General features: G+C 73.6%; 16 protein-coding genes. 6 read left to right on the top strand and 10 right to left on the bottom strand.

Annotation, left to right across the window (positions count from 1 at the left end; genetic code table 11):
- The first annotated feature begins 348 nt into the window (after positions 1-348).
- Together ACWCV3_RS27305 and ptsP are read left to right on the top strand one after the other, a co-directional pair.
- A complete protein-coding gene (locus ACWCV3_RS27305) occupies positions 349-798 on the top strand; it encodes a PTS sugar transporter subunit IIA (protein WP_451229478.1) in 450 nt (149 codons plus the stop codon).
- An 88-nt stretch (positions 799-886) separates the two neighbouring features.
- Positions 887-2,557 (top strand): phosphoenolpyruvate--protein phosphotransferase, encoded by a 1,671-nt coding sequence (gene ptsP, locus ACWCV3_RS27300; RefSeq protein WP_451229475.1) that lies wholly within the window; start codon positions 887-889, stop codon positions 2,555-2,557.
- A 75-nt stretch (positions 2,558-2,632) separates the two neighbouring features.
- Here the strand turns inward: ptsP and ACWCV3_RS27295 are convergent, their stop codons facing one another.
- Complete coding sequence (locus ACWCV3_RS27295) at positions 2,633-3,526, bottom strand: hypothetical protein (protein WP_451229472.1); 894 nt, start codon at positions 3,524-3,526, stop codon at positions 2,633-2,635.
- A 26-nt stretch (positions 3,527-3,552) separates the two neighbouring features.
- Positions 3,553-4,821, bottom strand: coding sequence for an MFS transporter (locus tag ACWCV3_RS27290; protein ID WP_451229469.1), 1,269 nt, complete (start codon positions 4,819-4,821; stop codon positions 3,553-3,555).
- A gap of 45 nt (positions 4,822-4,866) precedes the next feature.
- Here ACWCV3_RS27290 and ACWCV3_RS27285 point away from each other — a divergent pair, with 45 nt between their 5' ends.
- Positions 4,867-6,186 carry an aminotransferase class I/II-fold pyridoxal phosphate-dependent enzyme gene (locus ACWCV3_RS27285; RefSeq protein ID WP_451229466.1) on the top strand — a complete coding sequence of 440 codons (1,320 nt, stop codon included), beginning with the start codon at positions 4,867-4,869 and terminating at the stop codon, positions 6,184-6,186.
- A 7-nt stretch (positions 6,187-6,193) separates the two neighbouring features.
- Here ACWCV3_RS27285 and ACWCV3_RS27280 read toward each other — a convergent pair whose 3' ends face one another.
- Positions 6,194-8,161 (bottom strand): acetoacetate--CoA ligase, encoded by a 1,968-nt coding sequence (locus ACWCV3_RS27280; RefSeq protein ID WP_451229463.1) that lies wholly within the window; start codon positions 8,159-8,161, stop codon positions 6,194-6,196.
- A 211-nt stretch (positions 8,162-8,372) separates the two neighbouring features.
- Here ACWCV3_RS27280 and ACWCV3_RS27275 point away from each other — a divergent pair, with 211 nt between their 5' ends.
- A complete protein-coding gene (locus ACWCV3_RS27275; RefSeq protein WP_451229481.1) occupies positions 8,373-10,694 on the top strand; it encodes a glycoside hydrolase family 31 protein in 2,322 nt (773 codons plus the stop codon).
- Here ACWCV3_RS27275 and ACWCV3_RS27270 read toward each other — a convergent pair.
- From ACWCV3_RS27270 to ACWCV3_RS27245, 6 genes are all read right to left on the bottom strand, one after another.
- A complete protein-coding gene (locus ACWCV3_RS27270) occupies positions 10,688-11,221 on the bottom strand; it encodes an NUDIX domain-containing protein (protein ID WP_451229461.1) in 534 nt (177 codons plus the stop codon). The genes ACWCV3_RS27275 and ACWCV3_RS27270 overlap by 7 nt on opposite strands.
- A 76-nt stretch (positions 11,222-11,297) precedes the next feature.
- Positions 11,298-11,906, bottom strand: coding sequence for a GTP-binding protein (locus tag ACWCV3_RS27265; protein WP_451229459.1), 609 nt, complete (start codon positions 11,904-11,906; stop codon positions 11,298-11,300).
- Positions 11,884-15,564 (bottom strand): hydantoinase B/oxoprolinase family protein, encoded by a 3,681-nt coding sequence (locus tag ACWCV3_RS27260; protein ID WP_451229456.1) that lies wholly within the window; start codon positions 15,562-15,564, stop codon positions 11,884-11,886. The genes ACWCV3_RS27265 and ACWCV3_RS27260 overlap by 23 nt, the downstream gene beginning before the upstream one ends.
- Before the next feature lie 24 nt (positions 15,565-15,588).
- Positions 15,589-15,987 carry a DUF742 domain-containing protein gene (locus ACWCV3_RS27255; RefSeq protein ID WP_451229453.1) on the bottom strand — a complete coding sequence of 133 codons (399 nt, stop codon included), beginning with the start codon at positions 15,985-15,987 and terminating at the stop codon, positions 15,589-15,591.
- Positions 15,988-15,996: 9 nt separating this feature from the next.
- Complete coding sequence (locus tag ACWCV3_RS27250) at positions 15,997-16,431, bottom strand: roadblock/LC7 domain-containing protein (RefSeq protein WP_451229451.1); 435 nt, start codon at positions 16,429-16,431, stop codon at positions 15,997-15,999.
- A complete protein-coding gene (locus tag ACWCV3_RS27245; RefSeq protein ID WP_451229449.1) occupies positions 16,428-19,127 on the bottom strand; it encodes a sensor histidine kinase in 2,700 nt (899 codons plus the stop codon). Before ACWCV3_RS27245 ends, ACWCV3_RS27250 begins: the two co-directional genes overlap by 4 nt.
- 409 nt (positions 19,128-19,536) lie before the next feature.
- Here ACWCV3_RS27245 and ACWCV3_RS27240 point away from each other — a divergent pair, with 409 nt between their 5' ends.
- Both ACWCV3_RS27240 and ACWCV3_RS27235 read left to right on the top strand, forming a co-directional pair.
- Positions 19,537-20,073, top strand: coding sequence for a hypothetical protein (locus tag ACWCV3_RS27240; protein WP_451229446.1), 537 nt, complete (start codon positions 19,537-19,539; stop codon positions 20,071-20,073).
- A 139-nt stretch (positions 20,074-20,212) separates the two neighbouring features.
- The gene (locus tag ACWCV3_RS27235; RefSeq protein ID WP_451229442.1) at positions 20,213-21,775 is read left to right on the top strand and encodes an APC family permease; all 1,563 of its coding nucleotides are present in this window, start codon (positions 20,213-20,215) and stop codon (positions 21,773-21,775) included.
- Positions 21,776-21,792: 17 nt separating this feature from the next.
- Here the strand turns inward: ACWCV3_RS27235 and ACWCV3_RS27230 are convergent, their stop codons facing one another.
- On the bottom strand, positions 21,793-26,445 hold the full coding sequence (locus tag ACWCV3_RS27230; RefSeq protein WP_451229439.1) for a hypothetical protein: 4,653 nt from the start codon (positions 26,443-26,445) through the stop codon (positions 21,793-21,795).

Here is a 26,445-nt window from a genome sequence, read left to right as displayed (position 1 = left end):
TTCCGACTCTATCAGATCTTTCCGATCCGATTTCCTCGGTGCTTTCCAGTTCCTCACTTCCGCGTTTCCGCTTCCGTGTTTCCCTTTCCGGCGGTCCAAACTCTATCAGGGTTTTTCCTTGCTCCTGACCAGTTGTTCGCAAGCATGCGAAAACCGATCCCGAGTAGGATCTGACGAGTTTGGGTGCTGCCGAGAGTGAGCGCGCTGTCGCGCCTCCCGGTCTCAGGCAGGACGATGACTGTACACAAGTCCTGACGACGGCGCAAACCCCCGAGGATGGTGGTCTAGACCACTAGCTGCTAACTTCTCTGGGGAACCACCAGCTACCCCATTCATCGGGAGGCCCCCATGACCCACGTGACGTCCCCCCTCGCCGGACGCGCCATCGGACTGGCCAACGTGCCCGATCCGGTCTTCTCCGGGGCCATGGTGGGCCCCGGCACCGCGATCGACCCGGTGCGCGAGCCCTCCGAGGTCGTGTCCCCCGTGGACGGTGTCGTCGTATCCCTCCACCCGCACGCGTTCGTCGTGGTCGACGAGAGCGGGCACGGCGTACTCGTCCACCTCGGCATCGACACGGTCCAGCTCAACGGCGAGGGCTTCGAGGTGCTCGTGAACAAGGGGGACACCGTCGCGCGCGGCCAGGCCGTCGTGCGCTGGGACCCCGCCGCGGTCGAGACCGCCGGCAAGTCCCCCATCTGCCCTGTCGTCGCGCTCGAGGCCACGGCCGATTCCCTGGCCGGGCTGCGCGAGACCGGTGACGTGAAGACCGGCGACAGCCTCTTCTCCTGGTCCTGATCTGCTTGTCCTGACGGCTCGGCCGTCCGACGGCTTGTACGACAACCAACGCGGCGGCGGGGGCCGCCGCATTAGCGGAGACGGTGAGATGGAGACAACGCTGCGAGGCGTCGGTGTGAGCCACGGTGTGGCGATCGGCGAGGTCAGGCACATGGGGACGGCCGTGCTGGAGCCGCCGGCCAAGCAGATCCCGGCGCAGGACGCCGAGCGCGAGCAGGGCCGTGCCCGGCAGGCCGTGGACGCCGTGGCCGCCGACCTGACGGCACGCGGCAACCTGGCCGGCGGCGAGGCGCAGGCCGTACTGGAGGCCCAGGCGCTGATGGCCCAGGACCCCGAGCTGATGTCCGACGTGGAGCGGCGGATCGCCGTGGGCAGCACCGCCGAGCGCGCGGTGTACGACGCGTTCGCGGCCTACCGCGAGCTTCTCGCCAACGCCGGCGAGTACCTGGCGGGACGGGTCGCCGACCTGGACGACGTGCGCAACCGCATCGTGGCGCGGCTGCTCGGGGTGCCGATGCCAGGCGTGCCGGACAGCGGCCACCCGTACGTACTGGTGGCCCGTGACCTGGCTCCGGCCGACACCGCGCTGCTGGACCCCTCGCTGGTGCTCGGCTTCGTGACCGAGGAGGGCGGGCCGACCAGCCACAGTGCCATTCTTGCCCGTGCGCTCGGGGTGCCGGCCGTGGTCGCGCTGCCCGGTGCCGGTGAGCTGCCGGAGGGCATCGTGATCGCGGTGGACGGCAGCTCGGGCGACATCTTCGTCAACCCCACCGAGGAGACGACGGACCGGCTGGAGTCGGCCGCCGCCGAGCGGAAGGCCGCGCTGGCCGCGTCGAGCGGTCCCGGTGTGACGGCTGACGGGCACAAGGTGCCGCTGCTGGCCAACATCGGGGGGCCGGCGGACGTGCCGGCCGCGCTGGAGGTCGGGGCCGAGGGTGTGGGTCTGTTCCGCACCGAGTTCCTGTTCCTGGACGACAGCAAGAACGCGCCGTCCGAGGAGAAGCAGGTGACGGCCTACCGGCAGGTGCTGGAGGCGTTCCCCGAGGGCCGGGTCGTGGTGCGGGTGCTCGACGCCGGGGCGGACAAGCCGCTGGAGTTCCTGACGCCGGCGGACGAGCCGAACCCGGCGCTCGGTGTCCGGGGGCTGCGGACGCTGCTGGACCATCCGGAGGTGCTGCGGACCCAGCTGACGGCGTTGGCGAAGGCCTCCGAGGGGCTGCCGGTGCACCTGGAGGTCATGGCGCCCATGGTGGCGGACCGTGCCGATGCCAAGGCGTTCGCAGACGCCTGCAGGGCGGCGGGGCTGCAGGCCAAGTACGGCGCGATGGTGGAGATCCCGTCGGCCGCGCTGCGGGCGCGGTCGATCCTGCGGGAGGTCGAGTTCCTGTCGCTGGGCACGAACGACCTGGCGCAGTACACGTTCGCGGCGGACCGGCAGGTGGGCGCCGTGTCGCGGCTCCAGGACCCGTGGCAGCCCGCGCTGCTCGACCTGGTCGCGCTGTCCGCCGAGGCGGCGCGGGCCGAGGGCAGGAGCTGCGGGGTGTGCGGTGAGGCCGCGTCCGACCCGGTGCTGGCGTGTGTGCTGGCGGGTCTGGGTGTCACCTCCTTGTCGATGGGTGCGGCGTCGATCCCCTATGTGCGGGCGACGCTCGCGAAGCACACGCTGGCGCAGTGCGAGCGGGCCGCGGCGGCCGCGCGTACGGCGGACGGCGCGGACCAGGCGCGGGCGGCGGCGCAGGCGGTGCTGTCCGGCGAGTAGCCGGTTCCCGCACGCGTACGCGCTCGTGGTGGTCAGGGGCGTCCCGCCCTCGGGTGGGACGCCCCTGGCGCGTTGTCAGTGGTGGTGTCCGTTGTTCTGGTCCTCGTCCGTCAGACCGGGGGCCGCGCGGTAGTCGACGCCCGGCTCCGGGGCGATGAGCTCGCCGGTGTCGATGTCGGTGCAGTAGGCGTCGAAGACCTCGGAGGCGGTGAGCGGCTGGAGGTGTCCGGCGCGCAGGCGCCAGCCGTGGACGCGGTCGGGGTGGTCCGGTGCGCTGACCCGGACGACGAGGCCGCCGGGGCTGCGGGTGGCCAGGCCGAGGGCGAGGACGCTGGTGAACTCGAGGGCTTCGGCCTGGTCGGGTTCGGCGGTGCCGTGCGCGTCGGCTTCGGCGTGCAGGACGGCGACAAGGGTTTCGGGTGATCCGGCGACGCTGCACACAAGGTGCTGGGCGCCGGGTGGGGCGGTCTCCAGGACGCGGGCGAGGAGGGCGGAGGCGCGGATGAAGGCGGCGCGGCCGATGTCCTCACCGCAGGTGGGGCAGGGGCCGAGGCGGGTCAGGAGGGTGGTGGCGTACTCCCAGGTGGCCTGGCGGACGGCTTCGCCGACGAGTACGGGCAGGAGCGCGGTGAGGGGTTCGCCCTCGTAGGGGATGGTGGGGCCGAGGGCGGCGAGTTCGGCGGTGAAGCGGCTGCGGCTGGCGGGGGCTTCGGGGTCGATGCCGGTGGCGGTGCAGAACTCGGCGTACTCCTCGGGGTCGAAGAAGGCGAGTGCGGTGTGACTTCCCTGCGCGGCACGGGTCTTGAGGACGGCTTCCATCTGGCGCAGGTAGGTGGCGTGGTCGTCGAAGGTGAAACTGCGGTAGCGCCGCATGGCGCGGAAGTCGTGTTCGTCGGTGAGCAGGCCGACGGTGCCGGCGATTTCGCGGTGCAGGGCGCGTCGCATGGTCTGGTGTTCGGTGCGTGTCATGGTCTTCCCCCTGTGTGCGCTGTCGATCAGTGCTCACTCACCGTAACCGGGGGCACTGACAACGGGACTGGGCGGAGTCGGTCGCGGACCAGGCGGTGCTGGATTCCGCAGGTCAGGGCGATGGTGGTGCCGAGGACGGTCCAGCCGAGGGGGCCGAGGGTGAGTGCGGCGGTGACGGCGAGGGGGCCGAGGGAGCGCTGTGCGGCCTGGGCGAGGCCGTGGACGCCGAGGTAGCTGCCCTGGGCGTCGTCGGGGGCGAGGGCGACGGAGAGTTCCCAGGAGACGGTGGCGTGCAGCATCTCGGCGAGGGTGAAGAGGGTGGCCGAGGCGGTGAGCAGGCAGATCGCGCGGACGGGGTCGCCGGTGGCGGAGAGGGTCATGGTGAGGCCGCCCAGGGCGAAGAGGGCGGAGAGCGGCACGAGGAGCCGGCGGGACGCCTCGGTGGTGGCGCCGAAGCGGGCGAGCGGTACCTGGAAGGCTACGACGAGTGCGCTGTTGAGCACGAGCAGCAGGGGTGCGAGGCCCTCCGGTACGCCCGGGGTGTGGGCGATCCAGAGTGGCAGGCCGATCTTGAAGTAGGTGTCGTCGAGGAAGAGCACGGTCTCGGTGCCGACGTAGGCGAGGTAGGTGCGGTCGCGCCAGGGGGTGCGGGGGCGGGTGCGGGGCGCGTCCGCGGCGGTGGCGGCGAGGCGGCCGGCGGAGGGGGGTTCGGCACAGGTGAGGGTGAGGAGGGCGACGAGGACGAAGGAGAGTGCGTCGCCGGTGAGGAGCCAGCGGTAGGTGGTGGTGCCCAGGGTGAGGGCGGCGGCCGCGGCGAGGCCGCCGAGGGCCCAGCCGGCGTTGGACGCGGTGCGGTTGATGGCCTGGTAGCGGACGCGCTCGGGTCCGGCGACGCGGGTGGCGTAGAGCTTGGTGAGGATGCCGGCGGCGCGGTCGCCGAGGGCGCCGAGCGCGGAGTAGGCGACGAGCAGGCCGTAGTGGTCGGTGGTGAGGAGGGCGAAGGAGGCGGCGGCGCGCAGGAGTTGGAGCGCGATCAGGACGTGGGTGAGCCGGAAGCGGTCGGCGAGACGGCCGCCGAGGGGTGCGCCCGCGATGCCGAACGCGCCGGCGATCGCGGCGAGGGTGCCGACCTGGGCGGCGGAGAGGTGGGAGACGTGGGTGAAGTACAGGACCGAGACGGAGGCCCACAGGCCGCTGCCGATGCGGTCGAGGAGGGTGACGGCGAGCATCCGGCGTCCGTCACGGCCTCCCGGTATGCGTGCTCGGTGGTCGGCTGCGCCGCGTTTCGCGGTCACGGTTCTCCCTTGCTTCGATTTATGTACTGATACATAATCAACTACGTGGCAATACAATATGAGATCAGCGGTACGACCGCCAAGGGGATTGCCCGTTCCGTCGAACAGGGCGTGTGGGAGGGCGCGTTGACGCCGGGGGCCGCGCTGCCCCCGGTGCGGCGGCTCTCGGAGGAGCTGGGAGTGAGTCCGGGCACCGTGGCCACCGCCTACAAGGAGCTGCGGCGGCGCGGGATCGTGGTGACCCTCGGCCGGGGCGGGACGGTCGTGGCGGAGGCGTCCTCGTTGGCGTCCCGGCGCCCGCCCAAGGTGCCCGAGGGCCTGCGGGACCTGGCCGGCGGTCACCCCGACCCGGCGCTGCTGCCCGCGCTGGTGCCGCCTTCCCGTCTCTCCCCCGGGGTCCGCGCGCACCGCTCCAGTCCCCGGCTGGCGCGGCTGGAGGACGCGGTGCGGGACTGGATCGGGGCCGACGGGGTGCCGGTGGAGCAGGTGACGTTCGCCCACGGTGCGCTGGACTTCGTCGGCCGGTTGCTCTCGGCCGAGCTGCGGCCGGGGGACGCCGTGGCGATGGAGGACCCTGGGTATCACCATCTGCTGGACCTGGTCGCGGCGCTGGGGCTGCGTACGGTGCCGGTCGCGGTGGACGGCGAGGGGATGCGCCCGGCGGAGCTGCACGGCGCGCTGCGGGCCGGGGTGCGGGCGGTGGTGCTCAGTCCGCGAGCGCAGAATCCGTTCGGCGGGGCCTTCTCACCGGCGCGCCGGGACGCGCTGGCCCGGGTTCTGCGGGAGGCACCGGACGTGCTGGTGCTGGAGAACGACCACGCCTCCGACATCGCCGGCGCGCCCCTGCATTCGCTGGCCACGACGGGGCCGGCCCGCTGGGCGCACGTCCGGACGGTGAGCAAGTTTCTCGGCACCGACCTGCGGTGGGCGGCGGCCGCGTGCGACCCGGTGACGCTGGCCCGGCACGACGGGCGGCTGCTGCTGACCTCCGGCTGGGTCAGCCACCTTCTCCAGGAGACGGTGCACGGCCTGCTCACGGACCCCGCCACGGTCGCGCTGGTGGCACGCGCGCGCGGGGAGTACGCGCTGCGCCGGACCGCGCTGGCCCAGGGCCTGGCCGAGCGGGGCATTCCCGCGTGCGGCGGGAGCGGGATGAACCTCTGGGTGCCGGTGCGGGACGAGTCGGCCGTGGTGAACGGGCTGCGGTCGCGCGGCTGGTGGGTCGCGGCCGGCGCGCGGTTCCGGCTGGCGTCCGCGCCGGGGGTGCGGATCACGACGACGGACCTCGAACCGCCGGAGGCGGCACGGCTGGCCTCGGACTTCGCGGCCGTACTGGGCGAGTCCGAGGCCACCTACGGGGGCTGAGGCGGGATCAGGCGCGCTTGCGGGCCAGCTGCTCGTAGAAGCCGAGCAGGGAGAGGTCGTCGATGGAGCCGGGGTTGACCGCCTTCTCCAGCGGGGTGCCCTGGAGGAGGCGCTTGACCGGGACCTCGATGCGCTTGCCGGTGAGGGTGTGCGGGACGCCGGGCACCTCGATGATCTCGTCCGGGACGTGCCGGGGCGAGAGCTCTTCCCTGATGGCCTTCCTGACGCGGTCCCGCAGGGCGTCGTCCAGGGCGGCCCCGGGGGCGAGGTGGACGAAGAGGGGCATCCAGTAGCCGCCGTCGGGCTGTTCGATGCCGATGACGAGGGATTCCTTGATCTCCGGGAGGCGCTCCACGACCTCGTAGATGTCCGCGGAGCCCATACGGACGCCCTGGCGGTTGAGGGTGGAGTCGGAGCGGCCGTGGATGATCACCGAGCCGCGTGAGGTGACGGTGATCCAGTCGCCGTGCCGCCACACGCCGGGGTAGGTGTCGAAGTAGCTCTCGCGGTAGCGGCTGCCGTCGGGGTCGTTCCAGAATCGGATGGGCATGGACGGCATGGGGTTGGTGACGACCAGCTCGCCCACCTCGTCCACCAGCGGTGCGCCGCCGGGGTCCCAGGACTGGAGGTCGGTGCCGAGGCCGGGGGCCTGGAGTTCACCGGTGTAGACGGGCAGGGTGGGCACGGCTCCGGCGAAGCAGGAGCAGACGTCGGTGCCGCCGCTGACGGAGGCGATCCACAGGTCGTCGCGGACCTCGTCGTGCAGCCAGCGGAAGCCGTCCGGGGGCAGTGGGGAGCCGGTGGTGGCGACGCACTGCACGGTGGAGAGGTCGAAGTCGCGGGAGGGGTGGACGCCCGCCTTGCGGCAGGCCATGACATAGGCGGCCGAGGTGCCGTAGAGGGTGGTGCCGGTGCGTTCGGCGACGCGCCACTGGGCGCCGGTGTCGGGGTAGCCGGGGCTGCCGTCGTACAGGACGATCGTGGTGCCGGTGAGCAGGCCGGAGACGAGGAAGTTCCACATCATCCAGCCGGTCGAGGTGTACCAGAAGAAGCGGTCCTCGGGGCCGAGGTCGCAGTGCAGGCCGAGCTGCTTGAGGTGCTCGACGAGGATGCCGCCCTGCGACTGGACGATGGCCTTGGGCAGGCCGGTCGTACCGGAGGAGTACAGCACCCACAGCGGGTGGTCGAAGGGGACCTGTTCGAAGACCGGCGCGGTGTCGCCGGCCGTCAGGTCCGCCCAGTCGAGGGCGCCTTCGGGGGCCTCGGTGCCGAGCAGCGGGATGTGGACGACCGCCCGTACGGTGGGCAGTTCGCGGCGGAGTTCGGCGACGGCGTCCCGGCGGTCGTGCTCCTTGCCGCCGTAGCGGTACCCGTCGACGGTGAACAGGACGACCGGCTCGACCTGCTGGAAGCGGTCCAGGACGCTGCGGGCGCCGAAGTCGGGCGCGCAGGAGGTCCACACCGCGCCGACGGCGGCCGTGGCGAGCAGGGCGACGACGGCCTCGGGGATGTTGGGCAGATATCCGCTGACCCGGTCGCCGGGGCGTACGCCGAGTTCGCGGAGGCCGGCGGCCAGCGCGCCGACCTGGCGGCGCAGTTCGGCCCAGGTCACCGGGCGGGGCTCGTGGGTCTCGTCGACGTGGAGCAGCGCGGGCTCGTCGGGGCGGTCGTCGGCGGCGCGCAGGGCGTGCTCGGCGTAGTTGAGGGTGGCGCCGGGGAACCACTGCGCGCCGGGCATGGACCGGTCGGCCAGCACGCGCGCGTAAGGCGTGGCGAAGCGGACGTCGAACCACTGGGTGACGGCCGTCCAGAAGGCCTCCGGCTCGGCTACGGACCACTGGTGCAGCGCGGGGTAACCGCCCTCGGCGGGGGCCCCGTGGTGCTCGGCGGCCCATGCCTGGAACCGGGTGATGCGGGCACGGGCGATCCGCTCGTCGGTGGGCTGCCAGAGCGGCTGCGGATGCTCGGTGGACATGATGCGGCTCCCGGACTGTACGCGTCGTTGCGTCGTCCGCGCACGGCTGAGGGGTGCGCGGGACAGGGCTGACAGGGACGATGCCATGTGATCGACTTCGGCACCAGGGCACGCCCCCACATGGTGCGTGTGTCAACGATGTGGTCCCACCACGGTGAACGGTAGTTGAACGGCACACGCGCGGGGCGCGCACAGTGACAGGGTGAGCAGCATGAACGGTCGTGACCTGGTGCGTTCGTGGGGCGGGGGCGGCGCGGAACGCGCCGCGCGGGGGATGCGGGCGGTGCGGGCGGCCTGGCACCGCAGGCGCAGCGACGCCGTGGGGCTTCCCCCCAGGGGCGCGGAGCGGGCGCGGGTGCCGGGCGAGGTGCGGGACGCGGAGCCCGGGCCCGGTGGCGGGGTGATCCGGTTCGCGCGCTCGGAGCTGCGGATCGTGGTGGCGGTCGGCGGAGCGGTGTTCCTCGGCTGGGACGGGGCGGGCCCGGAGCCGTCGTACGCGCTGGCCGGCGGCGCGCCCGAGGCCGATCCCCGGGCGGTGCTGGAGCCGGACAAGGACGGCGGCTGGTGGGTGGTGGCCGAGCGGGTGACCGTCGCGGTGTCCCGGCAGGGGGCGGTGGAGATCCGTACGCCCGGCGGGCTCGTGCTGCGCCGGGAGCTGCCGCCGCGCTGGTGGGAGCCGCTGGGTGGGGGTGCGGCGCGCTGGACGCAGCGGGCCGAGGTGGCTGCGGACGCGCGGTTCTTCGGGCTGGGCGGGCGGACCTCGGGGCCCCGGCTGCGGGACGGCTCGTACCGGTTGTGGAACGGGGCGGTGCCCGTGGCGATGCCGGTGCAGCTCGTGGTGGCGGACGCCTCGGCTCATCTGGTGTTCCACGACACGCCATGGGACGGGACGGTGGTCCTGCGGGAGGGCGAGGAGGGCGCCGGCTCCGGGCACGACCGGGCCGGACGCTGTGAGATACGCATGGACGGGGGCCCGTTGCGCTGCTGGGTGATCGTCGGTGCCCCCGCGCGCGTGCTGGGCGCCTGGGCGTCGCTGACCGGCGCGCCCGCGCTGCCGCCCGCCTGGGCGCTCGGGCACCAGCACGCACGGGACTTCACCGGCGAGCAGGAGGTACGCGCGATCGTCGCGGGCTACCAGGAGCGCGATCTGCCCCTGGACTCCGTGCACCTGGACGCCGGTCACCACGACTCCGGGCGGCCCTTCAGCGTCGACCAGGACCGTTTCCCCAAGCTGCAGGTCCTCGCGGAGGAACTGCGCCGGGACGGGGTGCGGCTGGTGTCGGCCGTCGACGCGGCGGTACGGGTGGCGCCGGGCGACCCGGTGTACGAGGGCGGCTGTGCCGTGGACGCGTTCGTGCGGGACGCGTCGGGGCGGACGGTCCGGGGCGAGGGGCGGGCCGGTGAGGCGGTGTTCCCCGACTTCACGCACACGCGGGCACGCGAGTGGTGGGGCGGGCTCTACGAGGAGCGGCTGGAGCAGGGGTTCGCCGGGTTCTGGCACGGCGCCCACGAGCCCTCCCCGCGGGACGCGTTGGGAGTGCCGCCGCTGCCGCGCTCGGCGCGGCGGGCCCTGGAGGGGGCCGGCGGCGACCATCGCGAGGCGCACAACCTGGACGCCCTGTGCATGGCGCGTGCCGCGTTCGAGGCACTGTGCGAACTGGCGCCCGGGGAGCGGCCCTTCGTGCTCTCCCGGTCCGGCTGGGCCGGGACGCAGCGGTACGGCGGCATCTGGCAGGGGGACGTGGAGACGGGCTGGCCGGCGCTCAGGGCGTCGGTGTCCCTGGTGCTGGGGCTCGGTCTGTGCGGGGTGCCTTACGCGGGGACGGATGTCGGCGGGCCCGGCGGTGACGTGTCGCCGGAGCTTTATCTGCGCTGGTTCCAGCTCGGCGCGTACCTGCCGCTGTTCCGCACGCGTACGGGCGCGCGTGCGGGTCGGGAGCCGTGGGAGTTCGGGGCGGAGGTGCTCGGGCACGCGCGCGTGGCGCTGCTCGAACGGCGCCGGCTCCTGCCGTACTTCGTGACGCTGGCGCATCTGGCCCGGTGGACGGGTGCGCCCGCCGTGCGGCCGCTGTGGTGGGGTGCTCCGGAGGACCGGGCGCTGCGGGACTGCGAGGACGCGTTCCTGCTCGGTGACAGCCTGCTGGTGGCGCCGGTGCTGGATCCCGGCACCGAGCGGCGGGCGGTGCGGCTGCCCCGGGGTCGCTGGTACGACACGGTGACGGAGCGGGCGTACGAGGGGCCGGGGCAGGTGCTGGTGGAGGCTCCCCGGGGGCGGATCCCGGTGCTCGCGCGCGCGGGTGCCGTCCTTCCGGTGCGTGGGGCGGACGGCACCGTGGGCCTCGAGGTGTGGGCGCCCGCGCCGGGGCGGACCGGGGGCGGTCTGGTGGTACCCGACACGGGAGGGATCGAGCGGTACGTGACCCGCTGGGACGGTACGCGCGTGATCGTCACCCGGGAGGCGGACGGCGGTCCCGCCGAGCCGTCCCGGCCGGTGCGGGTACGGGGGCTCGGCGGGGCCGCCACCGGTCAGTAGCGGCCTTCGAACCAGGCGCGGACGGCCAGGGTGTGCAGCGGGAAGGCGAGTTCCCCGGGGCCGCGCAGGAGGTGCCAGCCCTCGGTCTCGTCGGTGGCGGCCGAGACCGGGAGAGAGTCGGCCGGGCGTTCCGGGAGGAGCCCGAAGAGGAGCAGGTGGCCGTCGGGCGAACTCATGGCGTCCACCAGCCGCACGTCGCGGGCGTCGGCCTCGATGCCGGTCTCCTCGCGCAGTTCGCGGACGGCGGCGTGCTTCCAGTCCTCGCGGTCGTCGATGAAGCCGCCGGGCAGCGCGACGCCGCCGAGCCGCGGGGCGACGGTGCGGGTGATGACGACCAGGGCGGCGCCGTGGGTGTCGTACACGGGCTGGAGCACGACGGCCACCGGCAGCGGATTGCGGTAGGCGGTGGTGCCGCAGGCGGGGCAGGCGCGCGGCCAGCCGGTGACGCCGTCCCCGTAGGGGGCCCCGCAGCTCGAACAATGGGAACCGGGACCGGAGTTGGCGGCCGGCTGCTGAATCTCGGACACGCGCGGACTGTATCCGATCACGGTGGGCGTGTCGCGGGGTGCCGATGGGACGGGGCGGGCGGGGTGCCCTGCCCGTTCAGGTGGCGACGGCGCGGCGGCGTTCGGCGGCCAGTTCCATGGCGTGCTGGACGACGCCGACGAGGACGGTCTTGACGGACTCCCGGTCACGGGCGTCGGTCAGCAGGACGGGCACGTCCGGGTCGAGGTCGAGGGCCTTGCGGACCGATTCCGCGGGGTAACGGGCTGCCCCCTCGAAGCAGTTGACGCCGACGACGAACGGGATCGACCGCCGCTCGAAGTAGTCGACGGCGGCGAAGCAGTCCTCCAGGCGCCGGGTGTCGGCGAGGACGACCGCGCCGAGCGCGCCCTCGGACAGCTCGTCCCACATGAACCAGAAACGCTCCTGGCCGGGCGTCCCGAACAGATAGAGCACGAGGTCGGCGCGGAGGGTGATGCGGCCGAAGTCCATGGCGACGGTGGTGGTGCGCTTGCCCTCGACGCCGTCGGTGTCGTCGACGGGCCGCCCGGCCTCGGTCAGCACCTCCTCGGTGCGCAGCGGCCGGATCTCGCTGACCGCGCCGACCATGGTGGTCTTGCCGACGCCGAACCCTCCGGCCACCAGGATCTTGAGCGTGACGGGCTCGACGGGGGGCTTGCCGCGTTCAGCTCGTCGCTCGAAGACCATCGCTCGCTTCTCCTGCTCGGTGGGGACCGTCGGCTCGGGTGCCGGTGTCGATGCGGGTGCCGGTGCCGGTGTCGCCCGGACCGGTGGGTGGCGTGCCGTAGCCCCCGCCACCAGGGGTTTCGACGACGAGTACGTCACCGGGGGCGACCTCGGCCGTGCCGCTGGCGCCCAGGTCCGTGACCGTGCCGTCGGCGTGCTCGACCCGGTTGGCGCCGAGGGCACCCGGTGCGCCGCCCGCCATACCGTACGGGGGGACGCGGCGGTGCTGGGAGAGGGCGGAGACGGTCATCGGTTCGAGGAAGCGGATGCGGCGCACCGCACCGTTCCCGCCCCGGTGCCGTCCGGCACCCCCGCTCCCCCGCCGTACCGCGAACTCCTCCAGGCGGACGGGCAGTCGCCACTCCAGCACCTCGGGATCGGTGAGCCGGGAGTTGGTCATATGGGTCTGCACCACATCGGCGCCCGGAAAGGTGTCGCCCGCACCCGAACCGGAGGCGATCGTCTCGTAGTACTGGTAGTCGTCGTTGCCGAAGGTGACGTTGTTCATCGTGCCGGAGCCCTCGGCCTGGACGCCCAGTGCCGCGTAGAGCGCGCCGGTGATGGCCTGGGACGTCTCCACGTTGCCCGCGACCACGGCGGCGGGTGCCTCGGGGGCGAGCATGGAGCCGGGCGGCACCACGATGTCGAGGGGGCGCAGGCAGCCGTCGTTGAGCGGAATGTCGTCGGCGACAAGGGTACGGAACACGTACAGCACGGCCGCGTGGACGACCGCGGTGGGGGCGTTGAAGTTGGTGCCGAGCTGGGCGGAGGTGCCGGTGAAGTCGACGGTGGCCCGGCGCGCGGTCCGGTCGACCCGCACCTGGACGCGGATCACGGCGCCCGAGTCGGTCTCGTAGGCGCACTCCCCGTCGTCCAGGACGTCGATGACGCGCCGGACGGATTCCTCGGCGTTGTCCTGCACGTGCTTCATGTACGCCTGGACGACGTCCAGCCCGAACTCCTCGATCATGCGGCCCAGTTCATCGGCGCCCTTGCGGTTGGCGGCGATCTGGGCACGCAGGTCGGCGAGGTTGGTGGCGGGATCGCGCGAGGGGTGGGGGGCGTCGGTGAGCAGGCGGCGGGTCTCCTCCTCGCGCAGCCGGCCGTCCTCGGTGAGCAGCCAGTTGTCGAAGAGGACGCCCTCCTCCTCGATGGTGCGGCTGCCGGCCGGCATGGAGCCGGGGGCGATGCCGCCGATCTCGGCGTGGTGGCCGCGCGAGGCGACGTGGAAGAGGATCCCGGTCTCACCCGGCCCGCCGCCGAAGACGGGGGTGATCACGGTGACGTCGGGCAGGTGGGTGCCACCGTGGTAGGGGTCGTTGACGGCGTAACTGTCGCCGGGGCGCATCCGCGCACCCCGGCGGCGCACGACCTCCTTGACGCTCGTGCCCATGGAGCCCAGGTGGACGGGGATGTGGGGGGCGTTGGCCACGAGGTCGCCGTCCGGGTCGAACAGGGCGCAGGAGAAGTCCAGGCGTTCCTTGATGTTGACCGACTGGGCGGTGGACTCCAGCTGGGCGCCCATCTGCTCGGCGATGGACATGAAGAGGTTGTTGAAGACCTCCAGCAGGACCGGATCGACTTCCGTGCCGGGGCGGGAACTCTCCGTGACCGTCGTCCGTTCCATCACCAGATGTCCGTGCTCGTCCGCGGTGGCCCGCCAGCCCTCGTCGACGACGGTCGTGGTGCCGGCCTCGGTGATGATCGCGGGTCCGGCGACGGTCTCACCGGGCGGCAGTGCCTCCCTGCGGTGCAGGGGTACGTCGCGCCAGGCGCCGCCGGTGTGCAGGCGGACGATGTCGGGGGCGGCGGGGATGCCCTCGTAGGGGGCGAGGGCACGGAGATCGGGGGGCGGGGTGAGACCGGTGGCCTCCACGGAGAGGGCTTCGACGACGATGCCGCGGTCCAGGGTGAAGGAGTACGTGGCGCGGTGGCGTTCCTCGAAGGCGCGCCGCATGGCGTGGGGGTCGGTGAGGTCGACGGTGAGAGCGGTGTCGGTGCCGTCGTAGCGGAGCTGGGCGCGGCGGGCGGTGCGGACGCGGTCCTCCGGCACGTCCTCGGCGCGGAGTTCGGCGCGGGCCGCGGCCTCCAGTGCGGCGGCGGTGCTGTGGACGCGGGGCATCGCCGCCTCGGTCAGGGGCACCTCGACGGACTGCTCGCGCATGGCGGTGATGTCGGCCAGGCCGATGCCGAGCGCCGAGAGGACACCGGCCATGGGCGGCACCAGGACGGTACGGATGCCGAGCGCGTCGGCGACCTGGCAGGCGTGCTGGCCCCCGGCGCCCCCGAAGGTGGTGAGGGTGTAGCGGGTGACGTCGTGGCCCTGCTGGACGGAGATCCGCTTGATCGCGGCCGCGATGCCGGCCACCGCGATGCGCAGGTACCCTTCGGCCACCTGCTCCGGGGTCCGGTCGTCGCCGGTGGCTTCGCGGATCTCGCGGGCGAGGGCAGCGAATCCGTCGCGTACGGCGGTGGCGTCCAGCGGCTGGTCTCCGTCGGGGCCGAACACGGCCGGGAAGCGGGCGGGCTGGACGCGGCCGACCATGACGTTGGCGTCGGTGACGGTGAGCGGGCCGCCCGCGCGGTAGCAGACGGGGCCGGGGTCGGCGCCGGCCGAGTCGGGGCCCACCCGGTAGCGGGAGCCGTCGAAACGGAGCACGGAGCCGCCCCCTGCGGCGACGGTGTGGATGTCCAGCATGGGAGCGCGCAGCCGGACGCCCGCGATCCGGGTGGTGAAGACGCGCTCGTACGCGCCGGCGAAGTGCGAGACGTCGGTCGAGGTGCCGCCCATGTCGAAGCCGATGACGCGGTCGTGTCCGGCCAGCTCCGACAGGCGGGCCATGCCGACGATGCCCCCGGCGGGCCCGGACAGCACGGCGTCCTTGCCGCGGAAGTGCCCGGCCTCGGTGAGCCCGCCGTTGGACTGCATGAACATCAGCCGTACGTCCTGCAGTGCGTCCGCCACGTGCCGGACGTGGCGGTGGAGCACTGGCGAGAGGTAGGCGTCGGCCACGGCGGTGTCCCCGCGCGGGACGAGCTTCATCAGCGGACTGACCTCGCTGGACAGCGAGATCTGCGGAAAGCCGACCCGCTCGGCCAGTTCGCCCACGGCACGCTCGTGGTCCGGGTGGAGGTGACTGTGCAGGCAGACGACGGCGACAGCTCGGATGCCGTCGTCGTACGCGCGGCGCAGCTCGCCCTCCAGGGCGGCCAGATCGGGGGCACGCAGTTCGGTGCCGTCGGCGGCGAGCCGCTCGTCCACCTCGACCACGCGCTCGTAGAGCTGCTCGGGCAGTTCGATGTGCCGGGCGAAGATGTCGGGACGGTTCTGGCAGGCGATCCGCAGGGCGTCCCGGAAGCCCCGGGTGATCACCAGCAGGGTGCGTTCGCCCTTGCGCTCCAGCAGTGCGTTGGTGGCGACGGTGGTGCCCATCCGAACGGCCTGGACGGGCTCAGGGGAGTCTCCCAGCAGTTCACGGACGCCCGCCACGGCCGCGTCGGCGTAGCGGGCCGGGTTGTCGGAGAGCAGCTTGCGGGTGACCAGTCCGCCGTCGGGGCGGCGTGCGACGATGTCGGTGAAGGTGCCGCCCCGGTCGACCCAGAACTCCCAGCCTGTCACGTCACTACCCCGCTTCCGTGCTGGTCACAGCGCCCGGAGGCCGTCGATCACGTCGCGCAGGATACTCTCGTCCGGCAGCTCTGCCGGGGGCACCGGACGCGTCACATGGACGAGTCCGGCGTGCACGAGGTCCCCGATCAGGACGCGTACGACTCCTACGGGCAGGTCGAGTGCGGCGGCGAGTTCGGCGACCGACTGCGGTTCGTCCCGGCAGCGGCCGGCGATCTCCACGTGCTCCGGCGCCAGCGTCGGGTCCTCCTCGGGGTCGCCGGCGTCCGGTTCGGTGACGACGACCGCGATCAGGTCGAGGACGTGCTGGCCGGGGCTGCTGGTACGGCCACGTGTCATCGCGTACGGGCGGACGACGGGGCCCGCCTCGTCGTCGAACCAGCGGCCGCCGCTTCTCTGACCCTCTCCGCTCATGTCGTCCGACTACCCGCCCACGGGCGGCTCGCTGCGCGGGGCGCTGCCCAGATGGACGCCGACCCGCTTGACCAGCAGCGTCATCTCGTAGGCGACCTGGCCGACGTCGGAGTCGGCGTCGGAGAACACGGCGAGGCAGCTCCCGTCGCCGGCCGCGGTGACGAAGAGGAAGGCGTCGTCCAGTTCGACCACGGTCTGCCGGACGTTGCCCGCCTCGAAGTGGCGGCCGACGCCCTTGGCGAGGCTGTGGAAGCCGGACGCCACGGCGGCGAGGTGCTCGCTGTCCTCCCTGGTCAGGTCGGTGGACGCGCCCATGGCGAGGCCGTCGCCGGACAGGACGACGGCCTTGCGGATGCTGGCGACCCGGTCGACCAGGTCGTCGAGGAGCCAGTTCAGCTCCTTCTTCTTGCTCTCCGTGTGGCCGGTCGCGTTCGGTGCGGTCATCGACCGTCTCCCTCAGTCGTTCCTGGTGCTGTGCCGCTGTGGGCTCGGTCGCCCTCAGCGTTCTCCTCGCGGCCACGCTCCCAGCCACGCTGCAGCGAGGCCATCCGCGAGCGGACCTCGTCGGCGTCGCGTACGGCGGACTCCAAGGTGTTCTCGGGGCGCCGGTCCGGCTCGCGCCGGAGCTGCGGCGCCAGATTGGCCTGGCGTACGCGCTTGGGCAGCGGCGCGGAACCGTCGGACGCCGGGTCTGCGGGGGCGGGGGCCATGTGGGCGGCCGCCGCGCTGATCGGGTCGGGGGTGTCCGGGCCGGTCCGGGTGCGGCGCGGCAGCTCCGGGGGCGACGCGGCGGCGCCGGCGGCCGGGGCGCCGGGCCGCTCGGCGGTGGCGGTGCGTGCGGTCCTGGGCGTGGGGCGCCTGCCGGAGTCGCCCCGGCGGCGGGTGGGCAGCGGGGGCGGACCGTCGTGCTCGGCAGCCAGGTGTTCGGCACGCGAGGTGACGGGTTCGCCGTGCGAGCTGACCAGCTTCGGCGGCTCGCGCCGCGGCGCCGGGACGAGCGCCGCCGGGTCGTGGACGTCGGCGGGGGCGAGGCCGCGGGCGCGGAAGATGCCGCCGAGTTCGCTGTCGTCGTCCGCCAGCATGCCGGGGAACTCCCCGGTGGGCGCGTCGAGGGCGGGGCGGTCCGCGGTGAGGGCCGGTTCGGCCGGCTCGTCGCGTTGCACGGGCCGGTCCGCGCCGCGCTCCCTGGTGCGCTGGGTCTCCTTGGACAGGTCGCCGAGCCGGATGCCGATGCCGTCGGTGTCGGGGGCGTCGTCGGTGAGCAGCGCGTCCGGGATCAGGACGACGGCGGTGGTGCCGCCGTAGGGAGAGGGCTGCAGGGAGACCCGTACGTGCTGGCGGCGGGCGAGGCGGCTGACCACGAACAGGCCGAGCCGGTCGGTGTCGGACAGCTGGAACTCGGGGGTCTCCGCGAGCCTCAGGTTGGCGTCGAGCAGCGCCTCGGCGGTCATGCCGAGGCCGCGGTCGTGGATCTCCAGCACGAAACCGTTGGGGACCCGCTCCCCCACCACGTGCACCTGGGTGTGCGGGGGCGAGAACAGCGTGGCGTTCTCGAGCAGTTCGGCCACGAGGTGCGTGAGGTCGGAGACGGCGGGGCCGATGACGGCGACGCCGGGCAGCCGCCGCACCTCCACGCGCTCGTAGTCCTCCACCTCGGCGACGGAGGCGCGGACGACGTCCATCAGCCGTACCGGGCGCCGCCACTGGCGGGAGGGTGCGGCGCCGGAGAGGATCACCAGGCCCTCGGCGTGGCGGCGCATCCGGGTGGTGAGGTGGTCCAGCCGGAAGAGGTCGGCGAGCTCGTCCGTGTCCTCGGTGCGGCGCTCCATGGTGTCCAGCAGGGTGAGCTGCTTGTGCAGCAGCACCTGGCTGCGGCGGGCGAGGTTGACGAACACCTCGGACACCCCCGCACGCACTTCGCTCTGCTTGACCGCCGCCTCCACGGCGGCCCGCTGCAGGGTGTTGAGGGCGCGGCCGACCTCGCCGATCTCGCTCTGGTCGTACTCGGGCCGGGGCACCTCGCTCTCCACGTCCACCGGTTCGCCCGCGGAGAGGCGGCGCATGACGTGGGGCAGCCGGACGGCGGACGCCTCGTGGGCCTCGGTCCGCAGCCGCCTGAGGTCGCGGATGAGGCGGCGGCCGACGCGCACGGAGAGCACGAGGGAGATCAGGAGGGCCGCGAGACCGAGGACACCGACTGCGGCGGCCTGGGCGATGACTGCGTAGGTGACGGGCCGGACCCGGTCGCGGAAGCGGTGGCCGGCCTGGTCGTCCATGGTGCCGAGGTCTTCGAGGACACCCCCGGCGACGGCGTGCCAGCTGGCGGTGGTGACACCGCGCGGGATGCCGGCGCCGGTGTCGACGACCTCGCGCTCGGCAGTCCGCAGGGGGGCGGTGGCGGCGTTGCGCCAGTAGCTGTCGTAGCGGTCGCGTTCCGGGGCGGGCAGCAGCGGGAGGCTGACGTCGTAGAGGAGGGTGCGCTGGGCGACGAGGTCGGAGACCTCGCGGGCCTCCTCGCGGGAGAGAGCGCCGACCACCAGGGCGGAGCCGAGGATGGCGTCCTCGCGGCTGAGGAGTTCGCGGGCGCGGCCCGTGTTGACGAGGGCTCCGGCCTGCTTGTCCATCTCCACGTCGTCGACGCCGTCGACCGCGGCGACCAGCGCGTAGCAGGGGTCGACCAGGCGGTTGTAGAGGTCGAGGGCGCCTTCGCGGGTGAGGGTGCGCTCCTCGACACTGCGACGCAGGGACTCCAGGCCGCCCAGGGCGTCGAGTGCGGTGGTGAGACGTTCGCCGTCCTCGCCGCGCAGCGCGTCGCGGGTCCTGGGGTTCCGGGCGTTGGCGCGGAGGGTGGCCAGGGCGCGGTCGGTGGCGATGCGGGAGCGGTGCAGCCCGGCCAGGGCGTCGGCGGCGCGCGGGTCGGCGAGGTAGACGAGGCTCTGCCGGCGCTCGTGCTGGAGGCCGCGGACGGTGTCCTCGGTGGGGTGTCCGATGTCCTTCACCGCGTGTGAGACACGCAGCGACCGGGCGACCTCACCTCCCGTCAGCACGGTGGCGAAGGCCCAGACGGCGGTCAGGGCCACCAGCGGCACGAGAAGCAGCGCCACGATCTTCCGGCGGATCGACTTCCCGCGAAACCGCATGGCCTCCCCCAGCTCGCCCCCTCACCCGGGGTACGTGTGTCCGACGTGGAACGGCGCGAGCCTACTACCGCCCCGCAGCTGTCTCGAAGATGCTTCTGATCACCGAACTCCCTTACGGCGGATGGCAGATGGCGAGTTGTCCGGGCATGGGGGGAGATTGCGGCCGTGCCGGGAGGGGTCCAGGGGAAGCGGGCCGAAACAGTACGGACACCGGTTGGCTGGAAATTTTCACAAGTCGGGAATCTTCCAGACGCCTCGTTCGTCGTTCACACGGGGAGACGGGGAGGGAACCGGTCACACCGGCCGCATCCTTCGTCCCGGTCGCGTAGAACAGCGCAAGCCGGGCAGCCACAGGGGAGCCGGGACCTTCGGGTTCCGGGCGAGCGGTCTGCCGGCGGTGGGGAGTGACATGGTGATGGGCACGGCTGAGCGGCGCGATGCGCCCGAGGTGGGCGTGGCGGAGCGCCCGGCGCGGATTCCGGGCCAGGTGGGTCCGGAGCGCGAGACACCGGCACGCACGGTGGATGGCGCCGGCGCCGGGCGGCAGCAGCCGGCGTACCGGCCGCTGTGGGTGGAGGAGCCGGCGAAGCGGCGCCGGATGGCGGACCCGGTGCGTACCGCCGCGGTGCGGGCGGTGCTGATCATCGCGGTGACCCTGATCCAGGCGATGGTGGCGTTCCTGTGCACACTGGCCGGGTCCTGGGCGGCGTTCCCGATGGTGATCAGCAGCGTGGCGGGCACGGTGGTGGCGACCTGGGCGGTGGTCGACGTGTGGGTGACCCGTCAGGTGTGGAACCAGCGGTACGGAGTGGTCTCCGAGCCGAGCAGCACCGCCCGGCAGCTCCGCCGCGAGCGCCGGGCGGCGCGGCGCCGCGAGCGCGGCGCACGGCGGGACCGGGAGCGGACAGCCGGGCGGGCCGGCGCGAAGCGGCTGTCCCACCCCTGAAGCAGCGGGCGGTCCGGGCGGGTTCACGTCCGGGCTCTCTCCGCCGTCCTGCCGAACCGGGGCGGACAGGCTCCGTGCGGGCCGAAGCGGGGTAGGACACGGCAGCTCCCGTTTCCCTCTGCTCCCAGGAGTCACACCGATGACCAAGGCAGCACCGCCGTCAGACACGCACGGGCAGGACGACAGCGAACTCGCGGAGTTCGGGTACCGGCCCGAACTCAAGCGCACGCTGGGCAACTTCCACACCTTCGCCGCCGGGATCAGCTACATCTCGATCCTGACGGGCACCTTCCAGTTGTTCTACTTCGGCTACGGCAGCGGCGGTCCCGCCTACTGGTGGTCGTGGCCGATGGTGTTCGTGGGCCAGTTCGCGGTGGCCCTGTGCTTCGCGGAGCTGGCGGCCCGGCATCCGGTGGCGGGCTCGGTCTACAACTGGTCGAAGCGGATCGGCAATCCGCATCTCGGCTGGCTCGCCGGATGGATGATGCTGATCGCGTCCGTCGTGTCGATCGCGGCGGTGGCGCTCGCCTACCAGCTCACGCTGCCGCAGATATCGTCCGCCTTCCAGTTCGTCGGGGACGGCACCGGCACCTACGACGTGGCGACCAACGCCGTGGTGCTGGCGGCGGTGCTGATCCTGTTCACCACGCTGGTCAACGCCTTCGGGGTGAAGTTGATGGCGAGGATCAACACGGCGGGGGTGTTCATCGAGCTGGTCGCCAGTGTGGTGCTCATCGCCATGCTGGCCGTCCACATCACCCGGGGTCCGCAGGTCGTGCTGGAGACCAACGGCACCGGCGCGGGCCACGGAGCCGGCTACACGGGCGCGTTCCTGGTGGCGTCGCTGGCGTCGGCGTACGTGATGTACGGCTTCGACACCGCGGCCTCGCTCGGTGAGGAGTCGCTGAACCCGTCCCGGAACGCGCCGCGTGCCATCCTGCGGGCGATCACCGCCTCGTTCGTGCTCGGTGGCCTGGTGCTGCTGCTGGCGCTGATGAGCGTCTCCAGCCTCAAGGGCGGCAAGCTGTCCACGGACGGACTCCAGTACGTGGTGCTGGACGTGCTCGGGCCGACGGCCGGCAAGGGCATGCTGTGGTGCGTGCTGATCGCGGTCACGGTGTGCGCGCTGGCCGTGCACACGGCGGCGATCCGCCTGGCGTTCGCCATGGCGCGGGACAACAACCTGCCCGCGTCCTCGGTGCTGGCCCGCGTGAGCCCGCGCTTCAGGACACCGGTGGTGCCGGCCGTGGTGATCGGGGTGCTGGCGCTGGCGATCCTGGTCGTCAACATCCGTCAGCCGCAGATCTTCACCGTCGTCACCAGCATCGGCATCATCATGATCTACCTCGCCTACCTCGGGGTGACCGCGCCGATGCTGGTGGCGCGGCTGCGCGGCAGGTGGAACCCGGCCGGGGAGGGGCGGTTCTCGCTGGGCCGCTGGGGGCTCGCCGTCAACGTGGTCGCGGTGGTGTGGGGCGCGGGGATGACCCTCAACCTGATCTGGCCGCGTCCGGCGGTCTACAACGCGAGCGCGCCCTACCACTGGTATCTGCGGTGGGGCGCGGTGCTGTTCGTCGCGGTGATCGCGGGCGGCGGCTTCGCGTACTACTGGTTCGTCCAGCGGCACCGGACGGGGGTGCTGGCGGAGCACCGGCTGGAGGCTCCCGCACGGACCTGTGAGCCGACGCCGACGTCGGACTGAGGGCACCCCCGCCGACGTCAGGCTGAGGGCACCCGCGCCGACGGCCGCTTGTAGATCCGGGTCGCGGTGATCTCACTGCGTACTCCGTCCCCGTCCTGCCGCTGCTGCGGCAGACCGGGCCGGAGATGCTCCTCCACGCTGATGTACTTCAGCCCGGCCCGGAGGTCGGCGTCGTTGCGCAGCCGGATGACCAGCGGGAACTCGGCCAGCGCGGTGGTGTCGAACAGGCCGGTGGTGTAGAGCAGCTGGACGCCGAGCGCGTCGGAGACCGCCCGCTGGAGCTCCAGCAGATACGTGGCGTTGGCGCGGCCGATGGGGTTGTCCAGGAACAGCGTGCCCGCGTGCCGGTGCTTGTCGCGGCCCCGGTCGTTGGAGCGCAGAGCGGCCATCGTGCAGTACAGCGCGATGGCGGCGGTGAGCAGCTGGCCGCCGGAGAACACGTCGCCCATCTGGCCGACGGGCACCCGCTCGGCGCGCAGCACCGCGTCCGGCTTGAGGATCTCCACCGCGACGCCCTTGGGCTGGAGCGCGGCCGCGACCCCGCGCAGCAGCAGGGACATGCCGTCCCGGCGCAGGTCGGCGTTCTTCCTCACGGCGGCCCGGGTCGCCTCGTCGATGACCTCACCGAGCCGCTCGGTGAGGGTGGCCTGGTCGGGCTCCTCGAAGCGGATGCGCAGGAACTCCTGCCCGGACCACTCGCCGAGCCCCTCGGGCAGCCGGGAGAGCCGCTGGGCGGAGCGGAGAGTGGCGAGGGAGGACTCGACGAGGCCGCGCAGCCGGTCCACGATCGAGTCGCGGTTGCGCTCCAGCTGGGACAGCTCGTCGGTGAGGACGCGCAGCCGGGGCGCGAAGGCGTCGGCCCACTTCTGGGCGTGCTCGGGCAGCGCGGCGGCGGGCAGTTCGCGGATCTGCTGCCGGGCCGGGGTGCGGACCTGCTCGTAGCGGGTGGAGTTGGCGTGCCGGACCAGGATGTCGCTCGCCTCGCGGACGGCGGTGTCGGCGGCAGAGAGGTCGGCGGCGCAGCCGCGCAGCGAGCGGCGGGCCTCGGCGGCGGACTGCCGGGCCTCCTCCAGAGTGCCGGGGTAGGGCTCGGCGTCCTCCCGCTCGTCCTCCGCCGCGGGTTCGCGCAGCAGGTCGCGGAGCATCGCCGCGATCTCGTCGAAGCCGCCCGCGCCGTCCTCGGCGGTGCGGTGGGCCTGCTGGAGTTCGGCGTGCGCGTCCCGGGCCTCGGCCAACGTCTGGGTGGACGTGGTGAGTTCGCCGGTGGCGGTGCGCAGCAGGGCCTGGGCGTGCTCGGCGTCGCGCGGCCGGCGGTCCTCGGGCAGCTCGGTGTGCGCCTCGCCGTCCCCGGGGGCGTGCCGCTCGGTCTCGCCGCGCAGCCGGCCGAGCTGCTCGCTCGCCGTGGACATGCGGGTCTCCAGCAGCTGCACCAGTTCCTCGGCGCGGGCGGCGGCCGCCTGCCGGGAGGGGCCGTCGGAGCCGTCGGGCGACTGCAGGAGTTGCTCGGCGCGGGTGCGGACCTTGTTGCTGAGCCGGTCCAGGTCGGCGCGGGCCGCGCTCTCGTCGCTCTCCGCGCGGGCCTGTTCGGCGCGCAGGTCGGCGCCGACGCCGACCTTCTCGTACACCTGGGACGCGGCCCGGTAGGCCTCGCGGAGCGCGGGCAGCGACGCCTTCGGGGCGCCGTCCTCCGCCTCGGGCACGTCGTCGGGGGCGCCCGCGATCTCGGCGCGCTCGGCGCGCAGGGCGCGAGCGGTGCGGCGGGCGTCGTCGGCGGCGCGCTGGGCGGCACGCCGGTCCTCGTCGGCTGCGCGGGCACGGTCCAGGCAGGACTGGGTACGGGCCTCGGACTCGGCGGCGTCGTCGGCCAGTTCGCGCAGCTTGACCTGCCAGGTGGCCCGTTCGCGCAGCCGGTGTGCGAGACCGGCGAGGGCGTCGGCGACACGGCTGGCGCGCTGGGCGGCCTCCTGGTGTTCGTCGCGCAGCCGGGTGGCCTCGGCGGCGGTCTCCTCGGCCTCGGCGCGGGCGGTGCGGGTCTCGGTGAGTTCGGCCTCGGTCTCCTCGGCGAAGGCGCGGGCCTCCTCGGCGCCGGCCGCGAGTTCGACGATCCGGCCGGCCGGGCAGCCGGTGCGCCAGGAGGCGAGCCGGGCGGCGAGTTCGCGGTCCTTGCCGAGGCGGGCGGCGAGCGCCCGGATCTCGTCGTCGCGTTCGGTGGCCCGCGCGCGCAGGGCCTGGCGCTCCTCGTCAGCGGCGTGCTCGTCGTGCATGGCCGGGTTCGGCGGCACCAGGAAAACGCTGCTGACGTCGGTGGGCTGTGCCTCGGCGGCCGGGGCCAGCAGGGCCGCGGCGGTGCCGACGGCGACGGCGGAGCGGGGCAGCAGGGCGGCCTCGCCGAGGGTCTCACGGGCGCGGGCGTGGGTGTCCGGATCGGTGATGATCACACCGTCGACCAGCTCGGGACGGGTGGCGAGCACACGCGCGTGGTCGGCGGGGTCGACGGCCTGGGCGAGGTAACGCCAGCCGGGCAGCGCGGGGATGCCGTGCTCGCCCAGGTACTCCACGGTGGCCAGCACGTCGGGTCCGGGCGGCAGCAGGCCGCCGTCGCCGAGCGCGGAGAGGATGCGGGTGTCGTCGGCGGCGGCGGTGCGCAGATCGAACAGGGCGCGTTCGGCGGCGGACACCGCGTCGTCCAGGAGGCCGCGCAGCTCGTCGGCGTAGCGGTCCAGCTCCTCGGCGGTGAGCGGGCCTGCGTCGGCGCTGTCGCGTACCGGCTCGCCGGAGTCGGAGCCGTCACGGGGGGCCGGGATGGCCGGGCGTGCGGCACCGGCGGCGGGCAGGCTGAGCAGCTCCGCGAGGCGTTCCTCGGCGGCCAGCGCCTCCGCGAGCCGGCGCTCGGCCTCATGGGCGCGCTCCGCCGCGGTGGCCGCGTCGGCCGCGCGGGCCGCGGTGAGTTCGGCGCGGGACTCGGCGGCGGCCGTCTCGCGGGCGTGCTCGACGGCCGCGCGGGCCGCCGCGCGGGCGGTGTCCCAGGCGGCGACGGCCGTCTTCTCGGCGTCGCTCGCGGCGAGCGCGGCCCGTGCCGGATCGGCGTCGGGGGAGCTGTCGTCGAGCCAGCCCGCGCGCACGGCCTCGGCCGTCTCCTGCTCGACCTCGGTGAGGCGCTGACGCAGGTGCCCGATCTCACTGCGGGCCCGCTGGGCGTCGGTCGCGGCCGCGGTGGAGTCGCGGTACGCGGCGTCGCCGGCCTCCTGGAGGGCGGCGGAGCGCTCCTCCTCCTCGTTGGCGAGCGCCTCGGCGTTCCGGGCGGCCGCGTGGAGGGCGCGTACGAGGTCGACCGCTGCCCTGGCCCGGGCGGCGAGCGCGGGCGCGGCGTCCCGCTCGGCCTCCTGGATGGCGGCGGAGACGCGGGCGACCCGGTCGGCGGCGGCGCGGTGGCGCAGCACGGCCTCGGCGGCCTGCCAGGCGGAGTACAGGGTGCGGGCGTCGGCCAGCTCGCGCTTCTGCGCGGCGGCGGTCTTCTCGGCGGCGGCCAGCGCCAGCGAGGCGTGCCGGTAGGCGAGTTCGGCCGCGATCAGCGAGCTGCGCTCGCGGGCGTCCTCGGAGCAGGTGACGGTGCCGGCGGCGGCGGCGACCCGCTGGGCGAGGTCGGCGGCGCGGACCCGCTCCCGGACGGCGCGCGCGGACAACCGCCGGGCCAGGGTGCGGGTACGGCGTTCGGCGCCGGTGTGCACGTCCCGCGCGCGGGTGCGGGTGCCGGACGCCTCCACGATCCGGCCCAGCAGGTCGACCGAGCCCGCGGTGAAGTCGCGTTCGGCGATGAGTTCGGCGCGGCGGCCGAGCTTGTTGCCGAATCCGCTCACGAGGTCCGCCAGACCGTCGGTGTCGCGGGTGTCGGTGACGGCGCGCAGCAGCAGGTCGGTGAAGTCGGAGTCCTTCTTGACCGCGAAGAGCCCGGCAGCCTCGCCCTCGTCCGCGTTCATCTCCCGCTGGTAGCGGAAGAGTTCGGGGTCCAGGCCGAGGTCGCCGAGGTGCTCGGTCCAGCGCTCGTGGATCTCCTCCCAGTGCGCTTCCAGGTGCGGGTAGTTCCGGCCCGCCTCGGTGAGGGCGTCGCGGAAGCCCTTCATGGTGCGCCGGCGTCCCCGCGCCCCGGAGGCGCCCTCCACCAGCGGCCGTACGGCGGTGGACTCGGCGACCGGCAGGTTGTCCAGGCTCAGCCCCGGGCCGGGCCGGAAGGAGTACCAGGCCTCGGCGAACTTGCGCGGGTCGTTGGAGACCTGACGCCCGCGCCACTCGCTGACCTTGCCGACGACCACGCACTCGCCGGTCTGCACGTGCTGCCACTCCAGCGCGACATGTCCGCAGTCGTCGGCGAGCAGGAACTTGCGCAGCACACCGGAGCTGGCGCCGCCCAGGGTGTTGCGGTGGCCGGGCAGCATCACCGAGAAGATCAGTTTGAGCAGGACGGACTTGCCGCCGCCGTTCTCCAGGAACAGCACCCCGGCGGGCGCGGGCCGGCGCGGCGGGCCGGCCGGCTCCTCCTCGAAGAACTCCGCCTGGGTGGGCGCGGGGTCGGGCACGGGGGCGCCCACGCCGCGCATGTCGAGCACGGTGTCGGCGTAGCGCGCGCCGGCGGGCCCGATGGAGTAGAGGCGGACGCGGGACAGCTCGTACAT

The sequence above is a fragment of the Streptomyces sp. NPDC001781 genome (assembly GCF_053596035.1).
This window is presented reverse-complemented; position numbering and strand designations above follow the sequence as displayed.

What these genes read in the sequence shown, in the direction of transcription:
- ACWCV3_RS27275 (WP_451229481.1), top strand. Translation starts at nt 8,373, where the DNA reads ATGAACGGTCGTGACCTGGTGCGTTCGTGGGGCGGGGGCGGCGCGGAA.
- ACWCV3_RS27255 (WP_451229453.1), bottom strand. Translation starts at nt 15,987, where the DNA reads ATGAGCGGAGAGGGTCAGAGAAGCGGCGGCCGCTGGTTCGACGACGAG.
- ACWCV3_RS27265 (WP_451229459.1), bottom strand. Translation starts at nt 11,906, where the DNA reads ATGGTCTTCGAGCGACGAGCTGAACGCGGCAAGCCCCCCGTCGAGCCC.
- ACWCV3_RS27245 (WP_451229449.1), bottom strand. Translation starts at nt 19,127, where the DNA reads ATGCGGTTTCGCGGGAAGTCGATCCGCCGGAAGATCGTGGCGCTGCTT.
- ACWCV3_RS27250 (WP_451229451.1), bottom strand. Translation starts at nt 16,431, where the DNA reads ATGACCGCACCGAACGCGACCGGCCACACGGAGAGCAAGAAGAAGGAG.
- ACWCV3_RS27235 (WP_451229442.1), top strand. Translation starts at nt 20,213, where the DNA reads ATGACCAAGGCAGCACCGCCGTCAGACACGCACGGGCAGGACGACAGC.
- ptsP (WP_451229475.1), top strand. Translation starts at nt 887, where the DNA reads ATGGAGACAACGCTGCGAGGCGTCGGTGTGAGCCACGGTGTGGCGATC.
- ACWCV3_RS27240 (WP_451229446.1), top strand. Translation starts at nt 19,537, where the DNA reads ATGGTGATGGGCACGGCTGAGCGGCGCGATGCGCCCGAGGTGGGCGTG.
- ACWCV3_RS27280 (WP_451229463.1), bottom strand. Translation starts at nt 8,161, where the DNA reads ATGTCCACCGAGCATCCGCAGCCGCTCTGGCAGCCCACCGACGAGCGG.
- ACWCV3_RS27295 (WP_451229472.1), bottom strand. Translation starts at nt 3,526, where the DNA reads ATGACACGCACCGAACACCAGACCATGCGACGCGCCCTGCACCGCGAA.
- ACWCV3_RS27305 (WP_451229478.1), top strand. Translation starts at nt 349, where the DNA reads ATGACCCACGTGACGTCCCCCCTCGCCGGACGCGCCATCGGACTGGCC.
- ACWCV3_RS27230 (WP_451229439.1), bottom strand. Translation starts at nt 26,445, where the DNA reads ATGTACGAGCTGTCCCGCGTCCGCCTCTACTCCATCGGGCCCGCCGGC.